General features: G+C 68.7%; 10 protein-coding genes. 8 read left to right on the plus strand and 2 right to left on the minus strand.

What is annotated here, in order from left to right; genetic code table 11:
- Positions 1–256 precede the first annotated feature (256 nt).
- The 7 genes from glgA to glgX are packed head-to-tail and all read left to right on the plus strand — an operon-like array spanning position 257 to position 12,386.
- On the plus strand, positions 257–1,783 hold the full coding sequence (gene glgA / locus A7X97_RS13315) for a glycogen synthase GlgA (protein ID WP_111008045.1): 1,527 nt from the start codon (positions 257–259) through the stop codon (positions 1,781–1,783).
- The gene (locus A7X97_RS13320) at positions 1,780–4,014 is read left to right on the plus strand and encodes a 1,4-alpha-glucan branching enzyme (RefSeq protein ID WP_111008046.1); all 2,235 of its coding nucleotides are present in this window, start codon (positions 1,780–1,782) and stop codon (positions 4,012–4,014) included. Before glgA ends, A7X97_RS13320 begins: the two co-directional genes overlap by 4 nt.
- The gene (treZ, locus tag A7X97_RS13325; protein WP_111008047.1) at positions 4,011–5,729 is read left to right on the plus strand and encodes a malto-oligosyltrehalose trehalohydrolase; all 1,719 of its coding nucleotides are present in this window, start codon (positions 4,011–4,013) and stop codon (positions 5,727–5,729) included. The genes A7X97_RS13320 and treZ overlap by 4 nt, the downstream gene beginning before the upstream one ends.
- Positions 5,726–7,570, plus strand: a complete 1,845-nt coding sequence (locus A7X97_RS13330) for a 4-alpha-glucanotransferase (protein ID WP_111008048.1) — start codon at positions 5,726–5,728, stop codon at positions 7,568–7,570. The genes treZ and A7X97_RS13330 overlap by 4 nt, the downstream gene beginning before the upstream one ends.
- On the plus strand, positions 7,567–10,140 hold the full coding sequence (gene treY, locus A7X97_RS13335; protein WP_111008049.1) for a malto-oligosyltrehalose synthase: 2,574 nt from the start codon (positions 7,567–7,569) through the stop codon (positions 10,138–10,140). The genes A7X97_RS13330 and treY overlap by 4 nt, the downstream gene beginning before the upstream one ends.
- Complete coding sequence (locus tag A7X97_RS13340) at positions 10,109–10,279, plus strand: DUF2934 domain-containing protein (protein WP_072167575.1); 171 nt, start codon at positions 10,109–10,111, stop codon at positions 10,277–10,279. The genes treY and A7X97_RS13340 overlap by 32 nt, the downstream gene beginning before the upstream one ends.
- On the plus strand, positions 10,266–12,386 hold the full coding sequence (gene glgX / locus A7X97_RS13345) for a glycogen debranching protein GlgX (protein WP_111008050.1): 2,121 nt from the start codon (positions 10,266–10,268) through the stop codon (positions 12,384–12,386). Before A7X97_RS13340 ends, glgX begins: the two co-directional genes overlap by 14 nt.
- Before the next feature lie 52 nt (positions 12,387–12,438).
- On the opposite strand, the gene A7X97_RS13350 is transcribed toward glgX, so the two are convergent.
- Positions 12,439–12,753, minus strand: a complete 315-nt coding sequence (locus A7X97_RS13350; protein ID WP_111008051.1) for an AzlD family protein — start codon at positions 12,751–12,753, stop codon at positions 12,439–12,441.
- Positions 12,750–13,481, minus strand: a complete 732-nt coding sequence (locus A7X97_RS13355) for an AzlC family ABC transporter permease (RefSeq protein WP_111008052.1) — start codon at positions 13,479–13,481, stop codon at positions 12,750–12,752. Before A7X97_RS13355 ends, A7X97_RS13350 begins: the two co-directional genes overlap by 4 nt.
- Positions 13,482–13,607: 126 nt before the next feature.
- On the opposite strand from A7X97_RS13355, the gene A7X97_RS13360 reads away from it, so the two are divergent.
- On the plus strand, positions 13,608–14,072 hold the full coding sequence (locus A7X97_RS13360; protein WP_005413654.1) for an Lrp/AsnC family transcriptional regulator: 465 nt from the start codon (positions 13,608–13,610) through the stop codon (positions 14,070–14,072).
- The last annotated feature ends 395 nt before the right edge of the window (positions 14,073–14,467 follow it).

Below are 14,467 nucleotides of genomic sequence, written 5' to 3' on the forward strand. Positions count from 1 at the left end.
GCAGCCGGGCGTGGGCTCGGCCCCATCGCAGGAGACACGGGCAGGAGGCGGGCGCATGTCATGTGTACTGAGCTCATGACGTGTTGTCACAAAGAAATCGCCATGGCTTCACGGTTGATTGATCGCATGCAGGGCTATTGTCGTCCTGAGCCTCTCGCTGGCGTCCCCCACGTCCTGCGTCGACTTCCTTCCCAGCATCAGCGCCTGTCCGGGCGCCGCTGGCGTCTGTCTGCCTGAAGCATCCGAGATCATCCCCATGGCCCGCGCCGCCCAGTCCGCTTCACCCGTTGCGATCTCTCCCGTCACGCCCGTGCCGATCGGCACGCGCCGCGGCCATTCGCAACCGTTGGATCTGCCGGAACTGGTGCAGCGCGTGTTGTTCGTTGCCACCGAGATGGCGGACTTCGTCAAGGCCGGTGGCCTGGGCGACGTCGCTGCGGCCCTGCCGCGTGCGGTGCGCGGTGCGTGTGATTCGCGCGTGCTGCTGCCCGGCTACCCGGAGGTACTGCAGCGCCTGCCACAGCTGCAGCGGGTGGGGCAGGTCAGCGCGCGGGCCGGCTTGCCGGCGTGCACGATCGGCATGGCGGTGCAGGCCGACGGCCTTCCGATCTACGTGCTGCTGTCGCCGGAGCTGTACGAGCGTGAGGGCTCGCCCTACGTGGACGGGCAGGGGCAGGAGTGGAAGGACAACGCGGTTCGCTTCGCGACGCTTTCGCATGCGGCGGCGGAGATTGCGGCCGGGCGTGCCGGGCTGTACTGGTCGCCACAGCTGCTGCACCTGAATGACTGGCCGGTGGCCATGGCGGCCGCCTACGTGCGTTGGGACCGGACGGCCGTGCCGACCCTGCTGACCATCCACAACCTGGCTTACCAGGGGCTGTTCCCCTACGCGCTTGCGCCGGTACTGGGCGTGCCGGCCGAACACCTGGATGAACTGCACTTCCACGGGCAGATGTCGTTCCTGCAGGGCGGCATCACCAACGCCACGCGGCTGAACACGGTCAGCCTTCGCTACGCTCAGCAGATCACCGCCCCGGATGAAGGCTGCGGGCTGCATGACCTGTTGGCGCGTCGCGCAGCCGGCGGGCACCTGAGTGGCATCGTCAACGGCATCGACGCCAGCTGGGACCCGCGCCGCGATATCCATCTCAAGGCCCACTTCGGCATTGGTGAGTGGACCGGGCGCGCCACCAACGCCCATGCGGTGCGCAAGGCGTTCGGCCTGGCACCGTCGACCGGCCCGCTGTTTGCGGTGGTGTCGCGGCTGGTGCACCAGAAGGGCCTGGACATCACCTGCGACGTGGCGCCCCAGATCGTGGCGGCCGGCGGCCAGCTGGTCATCATCGGCGGTGGCGAGCCGCAGGTGGAAGCCCAGGTGCAGGCGCTGGCCCGCCGCTACCCGGGGCGGGTGGGCGCCTTCATCGGGTTCGAAGAAGCGCTGGCCCGCCAGATGTTTGCCGGCGCCGATTTCCTGCTGATGCCTTCGCGCTTCGAACCCTGCGGGCTGAGCCAGATGTACGCGCAGCGTTTCGGCTGCCTGCCCATCGCACACGCGACCGGCGGACTGGTGGATACCGTGGAGGACGGCGTGACCGGTTTTCTGTTCCATGGCGCCAATGCCGATGGCCTGCGCCGCTGCGTGGAACGGGCGATGCGCACCTTCCGCCTGCCGGGGCTGCTGCAGGCCATGCGCCGCGCGGCCATGCTGCGGCCAGGTGGCTGGGATGCGGCGGGGCGCGCCTACCTGGCGTTGTACCAGCAGACCTGCCAGGTGGCCGCATGAGCCACGACAGCCTGCATCTGGCCGCCCTGGAGGATGAAACCATCGCGGAGATGGGATTGGATCAGCGCATCGCGCCGGCGCTGGAGGACCTCGTCCATGCACGCCCGGCCGACGCATTCGCCTGGCTGGGCCCGCACCGCCAGCCAGAAGGCGGACGCCAGCTGCGCGTGCTGGTGCCGCACGCGCAGCGCGTCGAGGTGATCGCAGACGACGGGCGGCGCTGGGACCTGTCCCCCGGCCCGTTGCCCGGCCTGTTCGAGGGCGCGGCCGGCGACGCGGCGATACCGCTGCTTGCCCTGCATTTCGAACAGGGCGTGGAGCAGGTGCACGATGCCTATGCGTTCGGTCCACTGTTGGACGAAGCCCTGCTGCAGCGGTTCCATGCCGGTGATGCCGATGCGGCGCGGCAGCTGGGGGCGGTGCCGATGCAGGTGCAGGGCATCGCGGGCGTGCGCTTCGCGGTGTGGGCACCCAATGCCCAGCGGGTCGCGGTGGTTGGCGATTTCAATGGATGGGATGGCCGACGTCATCCGATGCGGCTGCGTCACACCGCCGGCGTGTGGGAACTGTTCCTGCCGGGCGTGCAGGCCGGTGCCCGCTACAAATTCCGCATCGTCGGCGCCGACGGCCGGGTGATGCCCGACAAGTTCGATCCGATGGCGCGCTGGGCCGAGCTGCCACCGGCCACCGCTTCGCGGGTGCCTTCGGCGGCGCCGACGCAGTGGCACGATGACGCATGGTTGGCGGCCCGACGCCAGGCCGGAACCAGCGCACCGCTGTCGATCTACGAAGTGCATGCGGGCTCCTGGCAGCGCAGCGACGAGGGTGCGCCGCTGGACTGGGATGCCCTGGCCGACCGGTTGATTCCGTACGTGGCCGGGCTGGGCTTCACCCATATCGAACTTTTGCCGGTCAGCGAGCATCCTTTCGGTGGTTCCTGGGGCTATCAGCCGCTGGGCATCTACGCGCCGACGGCGCGCCATGGCACGCCGCAGGCCTTCGCGCGCTTCGTGGACCGCTGCCACCAGGCCGGCGTGGGGGTGATCTTGGACTGGGTGAGCGCGCACTTCCCGAACGATGCGCATGGCCTGGCCGGGTTCGATGGCACTGCGCTGTACGAGCATGCGGATCCGCGCGAAGGGGTGCACGCCGACTGGGACACGCTGATCTACAACTATGGCCGCAATGAGGTGGCCGCCTACCTGATCGGCAGTGCCTTGGAGTGGGTGGAGCGGTTCCACATCGACGGTCTGCGCGTGGATGCCGTGGCGTCGATGCTGTACCGGGATTACAGCCGGGCCGAGGGGGAGTGGATACCCAACGAGCAGGGCGGGCGCGAGAACCTGCAGGCGGTCGCGTTCCTGCGGCGGATGAACCAGACGCTGCGCGAGCGCTTTCCGGACGTGCTGGTGATCGCCGAGGAATCCACCGCGTGGCCGGGCGTGACCGCGCCGGTGGAAGCGGGCGGGCTTGGCTTCACCCATAAATGGAACATGGGCTGGATGCACGACACCCTGCAGTATATGGGGCGCGACCCGATCCATCGCCCGCATCACCACAGCGAGATCAGCTTCGGCCTGGTCTACGCCTTTTCCGAACGGTTCGTGCTGCCGCTTTCGCATGACGAGGTGGTGCACGGCAAGGGGGCGCTGCTGGCCAAGATGGCCGGCGAGCCGGCGCAGCGGCTGGCCCAGCTGCGCGCGTACTACGGCTTCATGTGGGCGCACCCGGGCAACAAACTGCTGTTCATGGGCGGCGAGTTCGGCCAGGGCCACGAGTGGTCGCACGATGCGGCACTGGACTGGGCACAGGCGGCCAGCAGTGAGGGCCAGGGCCTGTCGCGCCTGGTGCGAGACCTCAACGGCGTGCTCCGCGCCGAACCCGCGTTGCATCGCGACGAGCGCGACGAACGCGGTTTCGACTGGAGCGTGGCCGATGACAACCGCAACAGCGTTTACGCGTTCATCCGCCGGGATCCTGCCGGCAGCGGCCGCACCCTGCTGGTGGTGAGCAACTTCACCCCGGTGCGGCGCGAGGCGTACCGGGTCGGCGTGCCGCACCCGGGGCGTTGGACCGAACGACTCAACACCGACAGCGTGTACTACGGTGGCGGCAATAGCGGCAACCTCGGAGCGGCGCTTACCGAGCCCCGGCCGATGCATGGGCACGCCCAGTCGCTGCGGCTGACGCTGCCGCCGCTGTCCACGCTGTACCTGCAGGTTGATGCATGACGGCAGTGACGCCGCGCCTGGGCGCATGGCCTGTGGCCGGTGACGGGGTGGAGTTCCGCGTGTGGGCACCGGACGCAAGGACGATGGCGTTGAGCCTGCACGGCACGCAGCGGGCGATGCAACGCGACCCGGACGGCTGCCACTGGCTGCGAACACCGGCATCGCATGGCGACCGCTACTGTTTTCGCCTTCCTTCCGGCCTGGACGTGCCCGACCCGGCCTCGCGCTGGCAGCCGGACGGCATCGACGGCGACAGCGCGGTGGTGCTGGACAAGGACATGGTGCAACCCACGTGGCGCGGGCATGCCTGGCAGGACCTGGTGATCTATGAAGTACACATCGAGGCCGGCGGCGGCTTCGCGGCGCTGACCGCGCAGCTGCCGATGCTGGCCGCGATTGGCATCACCGCCATTGAGCTGATGCCGGTCGCGCAGTTTCCCGGCCAGCGCAACTGGGGCTACGACGGCGTGTTCCCGTATGCGCCGGCCCATGCTTACGGTGGGCCGGCAGAGCTGAATGCCTTCGTCGAGGCGGCACATGCCGCTGGGCTTTCCGTGTTGCTGGACGTGGTCTACAACCACTTCGGACCGCAGGGTAACCATCTGCGCCAGTACGCGCGGGGGTTCTTCCGTGATGACCGCAGTACTCCCTGGGGCGAGGCCATCGACTTCCGCCAGCCCTGGGTGCGGCGCTTCTTCATCGACAACGCGCTGATGTGGTTGCGCGACTACGGCTTCGATGGGCTGCGCCTGGATGCGGTGCATGCCATCGATGATGAGCGCTTCCTGCAGCAGCTGGCCGAGGAGGTACACGCGGTGGTGCCGCACGCGCACCTGGTGCTGGAGAACGAACGCAACCAGGCGCGATGGTTGCGCGGCGCCTACCAGGGGCAATGGAATGACGACTTCCACAATGCGCTGCACGTGATGCTGACCGGCGAGCAGGAGGGCTATTACGCGGCCTATGCCGGTCGCGCCGAAGCACTGCTGGCGCGCTGCCTGGCCGAAGGATTCGCCTGGCAGGGTGAACCGGACCTGCGCGGCGATCCCCGCGGCGAACCCAGCGCTGACCTGTCTCCCGCGCGTTTTGTGGCATTCGCGCAGAACCACGACCAGGTAGGCAACCGTGCTTTCGGCGAGCGCTTGTCGATGCTGGTGGATCCGGCGCGGCTGCGTGCGGCGCTGGCGTTGACCGTGCTGACGCCGATGATCCCGCTGCTGTTCATGGGCGAACCGTGGCAGGCGCAATCGCCGTTCCTGTTCTTCACCGACTACGCGCCGCCGCTGGACGAGGCGGTGCGCGAAGGGCGTCGCCGCGAGTTCGCTGGTTTCAGCGCCTTTGCCGACGCCGCCTCGCGCGCGCGTATTCCGGACCCGAACGATGCGGCGACCCTGCAGGCGTCGTACACGCCGCCGCCCGGCGATGATCCCTGGTCGCAGCACTGGCTGCGCTGCACGGGCGAGTTCCTCGGCCTGCGCAGGCGCTATCTGCAGCCGGGCCTGCTGCAGGCGCGGTCGCTGGGTGCGCGCGTGCTGGGCCGAGGCGCGGTGCAGGCGGGCTGGCAGTTGCCCTCGGGCCAATGGTGGATCGCGATCAACGTGGGCCCTGTGCCGGTGGCGCATGCGGTGCCGGCCGGCGACTGCGTCGTGGGGCCGGACGCGGCCGGGATGCTGCCAGCCGGCGGCGGCGTGCTGGCCTGCTGGATCGCCGCATGAGCACGGATGCAGCGGTGCGGGAAGCGGCCGGCCGTGCGGGCCTGCTGGTCCGCTGGACCGACGTGGCCGGTGCCGCGCGCGAGGTCGCACCGGACGTGCTGCGCGCGGTGCTGGAGGCGCTGCAGGGCGATGCAGCGCCCGAGCACGGTGGCCTGCGCACGGCTTGCTGTGGACAGCTGCTGGCGATGCCCCAGGCGGCAGGCGCAGCGTGCTGGGTGGATGAGCAGGGCGCAGTGCTGCCGGCACACCCCGATGCGCAAGGGCGCTGGCGCGTGCCGGACCAGCCCGGCTACTGGCAGTGGCGCCAGGGCGGACGGCAACAGGCGATTGCGGTGGCGCCACAGCGTGCCTGGTGGCCGCTGGGCTTGCTGCGCGGCTGGGGCCTGTCGGCGCAGGTCTACAGCCTGCGCGCTCGCGACGACGCCGGCATCGGTGACAGCGCCGGCTGTGCGCGATGGAGCGAACTGCTGCACCGTCACGGCGGCGATGCAGTGGCGTTGAGCCCGCTGCATGCCGGCTTGCCACCAGGGCCCGGTTACAGCCCCTATTCGCCCAGCGACCGGCGCTGGCTCGATCCGCTGCAGACCTCCCTGCCGCAGGTACTGCCGGAAGCAGCCGACGCCGTGCTGGCTGAAGACGAAGCACTGGCGACGGCCGTTGCAGCAGCCACTGCCGCGCGCCGCATCGACTGGCCGCACTCGGCGGCGTTGAAGTGGCGCTGGCTGCGCCAGGTGCGCCAGTGGCTGCGGCAGCAGGCGCCGGCTCAGTACGAACAGATGCAGACGTGGTGCGATGCGCAGGGCGAATCCCTGCTGCGCTATTGCCAGCACGCCGCCGACCGGTTCACTGGAAGCGCTGACGACCATGCGTTTGCGCAGTGGTTGGCGCGGCAGGGCTGGGCGCAGGTGCAGGCGGGATTGCGCGACGACGGCGCGTCGATCGGGCTGATCGCAGATCTGGCGGTGGGTTGCGCGCCGCAGGGCGTCGAGGCCCGGACCGGTGGCGACCGTCTGCTGCAGGGCCTTGAGCTGGGCGCGCCGCCGGATGCGTTCAATCCGCTGGGCCAGGCCTGGGGTATCACCAGCTGGTCACCCTCCGCGCTGCAGCGCGAGGGCTTTGAGCCGTTCATTCGCGTGCTGCGCGCCGTGATGGCCGGCCGTGGTGGGCTGCGCATCGACCATATCCTCGGCCTGCAGCGGCTGTGGGTGCTTCCCTGTGGCTCAGGCGCCGGACAGGGCGTGTACCTGCGCTATCCGTTCGATGATCTGATCAACCTGCTGGTTCTGGAATCGTGGCGGCATCGCTGCGTGCTGATCGGTGAAGACCTGGGCGTGGTGCCGCCGGGCATTCGCCAGCGGCTGGCAGCCCGCGGCATCCTGGGCATCGAGGTGCTGCCGTTCGCCCGCAAGGGTGAGCACTTCCTGCCTGCGCCACGGTGGCGCCGCGATGCGGTGGCCATGCCCTCCACCCATGATCTGCCACCGCTGTCCGGCTGGCTGCACGGGCGCGACCTGCGCTGGCGTGCCCGCCTGGGTGAGCTGACCGGGCTTCCCGCGGCGCTGCACGCGCGTGCCAGTGAGGTGCGGGGACTGTCCGCCGTTGCCCGAGGCGAGGGCGCGACGCTGGAAGCGCGTGCGCTGTCGCTGGTCGCGCACGCGCCTTCGCGGTTGGCGCTGCTCCCGCTGGAAGATGCGCTGGGGAGCCGCGCGCAGGTGAACCTGCCGGGCACCGTCAACGGCCATCCGAACTGGCGCCGGCGGCTACCGCTGGCATGGGAACAGGACGCGGTTGACGCGCGTATTGCCTGGTTCAGCGCAACGCGGCGGAGGGAGCGGCGATGACTCCATTGCGTGCCACCGTACGCCTGCAATTGCATGCAGGCTTCGACTTCGAGGCCGCCGCGATGCAGCTGCCGTACTACGCCGCGCTGGGCGTCAGCCACCTTTACCTGTCGCCGATCGCCGCTGCGCTGCCTGGGTCTACGCATGGCTACGATGGCATCGACCCGGCTTGCATCAATCCGGAACTGGGCGGCGAAGAAGCCTTCCGGCAACTGGCCACAGCGACGCGCGCGCACGGCATGGGCCTGATCCTCGACATCGTACCCAACCATCTGGCGGCGTCCCCGCACAGCCATTGGTGGAACGATGTGCTGATGCACGGGCGTCGAAGCCCGCACGCAGCATGGTTTGACATCGACTGGGAGGCGCCGGGCTGCGAGGGCCGGCTCTGGCTGCCTGCACTGGACCGGCCGTTGCACGACGCGGTGCGCGATGGCGTAGTGCGCGTGGTGGTGGACAACGCGCGTCCCGTGCTGCGCCACCATGGTCTGGCGTTGCCCTTGTCGCCGCGCAGCCATCCACTGGACTCCGCGCAGTGGCCGGCGTGGGCCGAGCGCTGCAACCGCAGCGTTGAACGGCTGCATACGCTGCTGCAGCGGCAGCACTACCGGCTGGCTTGGTGGCGCACGGCGGGCGATCAGGTGAACTACCGGCGCTTTTTCGATATCAATGAACTGGCCGCGCTGCGGGTGGAGCGCGATGACGTGTTCGAGGCGGTGCATGCGCTGCCGCTGCGGTTGGTACGCGAGGGATGGGTGGACGGCCTGCGTATCGATCATGTGGATGGCCTGTCTTCCCCGGGCGCCTACCTGCGGCGCCTTCGTGAATCGCTCGACGCAGCCTGTGCGGCCGGCGGCCGTGATCCGCAGGCGGTGAGCCTGCATGTGGAGAAGATACTGGCCGAGGGCGAGCAGCTGCCCGACAGCTGGGCCTGCGACGGCACCACCGGCTATGACTTCATGGACCAGACCGGTGCCTGGTTGCACGATCCGGCGGCTGCACCCGCGCTCTCGCGCACGTGGCAGGCGCTGGGCGGTGATCCGCGCAGCTTCGACCGGATCCAGCAGGACGCTCGCGGCATGATGTTGCGCCAGGGCCTTCACGCAGACTTCCAGCGGCTGCTGCGCAGTGCGCAGCAGGTCCTGCAGCCCCGGCTGGCCGAGGCCGATATCGGAGTGGCTGCGCTGGCACGCGCATTGGCTTCATTGCTGCGGCATTACCGCACCTACCGGCCCTATTCGCTGCAGGGGGCGGGTGAACGAAAGGCGCTGGTGGACGCTGCAGCTGCTGCGCGCGAGGCGCTGGACGGTGCGGCATGCGCCGCGCTGGATCTGCTGCTGCAGGCACTTCCCGGCCAGGCGCCGGCTGAAACCGAGCTGCGCGTACGGTTCGGGCAGCTGGCCGCGCCGTTGAATGCCAAGTCGGTGGAAGATACCGGGTTCTATCGCTATTTCAGGCTGCTGTCGCGCAACGAAGTCGGCAGTGATCCGCAGCGGCTGGGCATGGAAGGGCGCGAGCTGCTGGAACATGCAGCCGGGCGCCTGCGGCGCCATCCCAGGGCGCTGCTTGCGCTGGCGACCCACGATCACAAGCGCGGGGCCGACAGCCGGGCACGGCTGGCGGTTCTCAGTACCTGCACGGTCGAGTGGCGGGACGCGGTGCGGCGCTGGGGCCGGATGGCGACCCGCGCCGGCGCGCCAATGCCATTGCCGAGTGCCGAGGCCTATGCGCTATGGCAGGCGCTCGTGGCCGCGTGGCCGATGCACGGTACCCCCGGCGCAGGCTTCGCATCGAGGATGGGGCAATGGCTGACCAAGGCGTTGCGCGAGGGCAAGCGGGTCAGCAGCTGGTCCGATCCCAACGTGGCCGTGGAGGAGGGCGCCGCGCAGTGGCTGCACGCGCTGCTGGATGGAGCGCCGTTGCAGCCGGTGCGGGAGGCGCTGGCGACCTTCGTGGCGCGCATCGCGCCGGCGGGCGCCTGCAACGGCTTGGCACAGCTGTGCCTGCAGCACTGCCTTCCCGGCGTGCCCGATCTTTACCAAGGCGGTGAAGGCTGGGACCTGAGCCTGGTGGACCCGGACAACCGGCGCGCCGTGGATTATCCAGCGCGGCAGGCCTGGCTGCGTGATGCGCGCGCGTGGCCCGCGCTACTGGAGGACTGGCGGGACGGTGGGATCAAGGCATTTCTGCTCCGGCGATTACTGGATTGCCGCCGCAGGCACCCGCAGCTGTTCCTGCACGGCGCGCTGCAGCCGCTGTCGGCGCCGGTGCGCTCACCGTGGCTGGCGTTCACGCGCAGGCATCAGGCGCAGATGCTGCTGGTGGTCGTGCGGCGTGGTTCGCCCACCGCCGTGCCTGGCCCAAGCCTGCATGCGCCGCGCGACGTCGGCAGCGATGTGACGCTGCGTGGGGTGCCGACAGGCCCCATGCGCAACGTCCTTGACGGGCGTATCGAACATTTCAACGCAACCACGGACGTGGCCAGGCTTCTGGCTGGCAGCCCGTTGGCGATATGGATCAACGAGGAGGCAGGTAGGGATGGACAGCAGGGAACGACGGCAGCGGATTGAGGCACTGGCCCACCAGATCTGGGAGGCAGAAGGGCGCCCGGATGATCAGCAGCAACGGCACTGGCACATGGCCGAGCGGCTGGTGGAGGCCGAGATTGCCGCCGCGCGCGAGGAGGAGGGCACCGATGGCGAGCCGTAAGTGGACGCAGACCTCGCGCGTGCGCGAAGGCCGGCCCTTCCCGCTGGGGGCGACCTGGGACGGGTTGGGCGTGAACTTCGCGCTGTACTCGCGGCATGCCACCCGGGTGGAACTCTGCCTGTTCGATGCACGCAACCGCGAAGTGGAACGCATCGCGCTGCCCGAGTACACCAACGAGATCTGGCACGGCTACCTGCCGGACGTGCGGCCCGGCCAGCGCTATGGCTACCGGGTGCATGGTCCCTATGCTCCGGAGGAAGGCCATCGCTTCAATCCCAACAAGCTGCTGCTGGACCCCTACGCCAAGCAGATTGTGGGCGAACTGAAGTGGGCCCCCCACCTGTTCGGCTACACCTTGGGCCACCGCGATGGCGACCTGAGCTTCGACCGCCGCGACAGCGCCAGCTACATGCCGCGCTGTGCCGTGATCGATCCGGCCTTCAGCTGGGGTGCCGAGCGGGCACCTGCCACGCCCTGGGACCGGACCGTGATCTACGAAGCGCACGTGCGCGGGCTGACCATGCAACACCCCGATGTTCCGCAGGCCGAGCGTGGCACCTTGTCTGCCCTGCGCCATGACGCAGTGGTCGACCACCTCAGCCATCTGGGCGTGACCGCCATCGAACTGCTGCCGGTGCACGCCTACGTCGATGACCAGCAGCTGCTCGAGCGCGGGCTGCGCAACTACTGGGGGTACAACACCATCGGCTTCTTCGCGCCGCAGCCGCGTTACCTGTCGCTGGGCACCGTGGCCGAGTTCAAGCAGATGGTCGCGCGGCTGCACAATGCTGGCATCGAAGTGATCCTGGATGTGGTCTACAACCACACCGCCGAAGGCAATGAGCTGGGCCCTACGCTGTCCTTCAAGGGCATCGACAACGCCAGCTACTACCGCCTGGCTGATGATCGCCGCTACTACATCAACGATACCGGCACCGGCAACACGTTCGACCTGACCAATGCCGGTGCACTGCGCATGGTGATGGACTCGCTGCGCTACTGGGTGACCGAGATGCGGGTGGACGGCTTCCGCTTCGACCTGGCGACCATACTCGGCCGTGAACGGCATGGGTTCGACGCTTCGGGCAGCTTCCTTGATGCCGTGCGCCAGGACCCGATCCTGAGCCAGGTGAAGCTGATCGCCGAGCCCTGGGACATCGGCCCGGGCGGCTACCAGCTGGGCCAGTTCCCGCCGGGCTGGGCCGAATGGAATGACCGTTTCCGAGATACGGCGCGCGCGCTGTGGCGCGGCGATGGCGGCCAGCTGGCGGAGTTCGCCACGCGCTTCACCGGCTCGGCCGACCTGTTCGAGCACCACGGCCGGCGGCCGTCGGCCAGCATCAATCTGGTAACGGCACACGATGGGTTCACGCTGCATGATCTGGTGAGCTACAACGACCGCCACAACGAAGCCAACGGCGAAGACAACCGTGATGGCCATTCGCACAACCTTTCCAGCAACCATGGCGTGGAGGGTGAGACCGATGATCCGGCGATCCTCTCCGTACGTGCGCGGCAGATGCGCAACCTGCTGGCCACGCTGCTGTTGGCGCAGGGCACCCCCATGCTGCTGGCCGGCGATGAGTTCGGCCATTCGCAGCAGGGCAACAACAACGCCTACTGCCAGGACAACCCGCTGAGCTGGATCGACTGGGAGCGTGCTGCGCAGCCGGCAGCCCAGGCGCAGGTGGCGTTCGTACGCCGGGCGCTGTCGCTGCGCCGACGCTATGGCCTGCTGCGCAGGAACCGGTTCCTGCGCGGCGAATACGATGAGGCGCTGGGCCTGCGCGATATCGACTGGCGGCATCCCGATGGTCGCGGCATGGAGGAAGCGGACTGGCATGACGCAGGGCTGCGTGCGCTGCTGATCATCTTGGACGGTCGCAGTCCGGACAGTGGCCTGCGCGAGCCCGGGCGGCATGTCAGCCTGGCCCTGCTGTTGAACGCCGGGGAGCAGCCGCAGCGGTTCTGTGTGTCAGACGACGCCCTGTCGTTCCGGCGCGTACTCCTGCAGACCGACGAAACGCCGTTGGAGCCGGATGAGGAAGGCGCCTGGACGCTGCCGCCGCGCAGCCTGTGCCTGCTGGCGGCAAGCAGCAGCGCTTGATTGCATCGCGGCGCCACTACGGTCCGCCGGGCGTTGCCCGGCGTACCGGTAGCTACCCCATCAGATAACGCAACACACCCGCCGAGACCACGCCGATCAGCACCGTCGGCAGCATCGACAGCCGCGTGGCGGCCAGCAGGGTGATCGCCAGTGCGGCCAGGTCGGCCGGCTTGTCGGCGACGAAGTCCGGGGCGATCACCGAGATCAGCACGCAGCCCGGCGCGGCTTCCATTACCGTCACTGCGCGTTTGCTCAGCGTGCGGTTACGCAGCGCGAGGAAGCCGGCGATGCGGGTCAGGTAGGTGGCGGCGGCCATCAGCACGATGGTCAGTACTGAAGTCCAGTGGATCAAGCCATTGAAGATCATGCTGCGTCCTCCGCCAGCAGCCAGGCTGCGGCCAGGCCGGCCAGTGCGCCGCTGGCCACGTACCACGCACCTGGCACCAGCAGGTAGGTAGCGGCGGCGACGACCAGGCTGACCAGCCACGGCCGCGCAGCCTTCATGCCCTGCCACATGCCGCGCAGCAGCACCAGGAACACGGCGGGGAAGGCCATGTCGAAGCCGTAGGCGTGGATGTCGCCCAGCATCGGGCCAACGATTGCGCCGAGTGCGGTGCAGGCCACCCAGACGGTGTACAGGCCGGCCGACACGCCCAGGTAGTAGGCCAGGCTGAAACCGAGGGTACGGCGACGCGCGTCGGCCACACCCAGCGCCCAGCTCTCGTCGCACATGAAGAACAGCGCCGGCAGCACACGACGGCGCGGCAGGTGCTGCAGCAGTGGGGCCAGGCTGGCGCCCATCAGCAGGTGGCGGCTGTTGACCAGCGCGGTGATGGCCACGATCAGTGCGATGTGCGGTGGCGAGGTCCACAGTTCGACGGCGGCGAACTCCGAGCCACCAGCGAAGTTGAGTCCGGTCATCAACGGCACTTCCAGTGCGCTCAGGCCCTTCTGGGCCGCCTGCGCGCCGAGCACCAGGGCGAACGGAATGAAGCCAATCATCACCGGTACGGCGGCGCGCAGGCCGCGCAGGAATTCGGCACGCGGCGCGGTATCGCAGGTGTCTGGCAGGGGGAGGGTGGTACGGGCGTCCATGGAACGGCACGACGAGGTGGGGTGGCCCATGCTAGCGGTCCGATCACGAAATCGGGTTGCGTTGATGCCACTGGATTTTGGATGATTGATATTCCATGCGGCCAGAGTCGACCAGGACGAAATTGCATGCAGTACCAGCTCGACAACCTTGATCGGCGCATCCTCGACGCCCTGCAGCGCGACGGCCGCCTGCAGAACCTGGAGCTGGCCCGTCTGGTCGGGCTGTCGCCGTCGGCCTGCCTGCGCCGGGTGCGGCTGCTGGAGGAGGGCGGTTACATCGACCGCTACGTGGCGCTGTTGAACGAGGCCAAGGTGGGCCGCGGCTTCACCGTGTTCGTGCGGGTGTGGCTGCGCGGGCAGGACGAGGACACCACCAACCACTTCATCAACAGCATCAAGTCTTTCCCGGAAGTGCTGGAATGCCATCTGATGGCCGGTGACTGCGATTTCCTGCTGCGGGTGGCGGTGGCCGACCTTGATGCCTACCGGCAGTTCCAGATGCAGCACCTGAACCGGATCGCCGGCGTGCAGAACACCAAGACCGAGATTCCGATGCAGCGGATCAAGCAGACGACCCAGCTGCCGCTTTGAGGGATGGGGTTTGCGGCCGGGTTGCACCCGGCACCCGCGGGTAGTGCCGGCTGCTGGCCGGCAACCTCAGGAGCAACAACAGCAACAGCGATGCTCCGTGGGGCGGCGGGGCGGTGTGGCCAGGCAGGACACGCCGTAAACCCTTCCTTGGGGGCTCGATGGCGCCATCCATGGCGCCAACGGTCCTGCCTGGCCACACCGCCCCGCCGCCTGACAGTTCCCCGCGATCCGTCGGGGTCGGATCCCGTTGTTGCGCAACGGGTTTTGACCCCTGGGGCAGATGATCATGCCTGTTCGATTCATTGATTCCTGACGCGTGACTGGCTTCGCAGGGCCTGACCCGGCGTCATCGGTGCCGGTGGTCGTCGCACTCACATATTACCACCACCCCTCAC

The organism is Stenotrophomonas sepilia (assembly GCF_003244875.1).
GTDB classification, from domain to species: domain Bacteria; phylum Pseudomonadota; class Gammaproteobacteria; order Xanthomonadales; family Xanthomonadaceae; genus Stenotrophomonas; species Stenotrophomonas sepilia.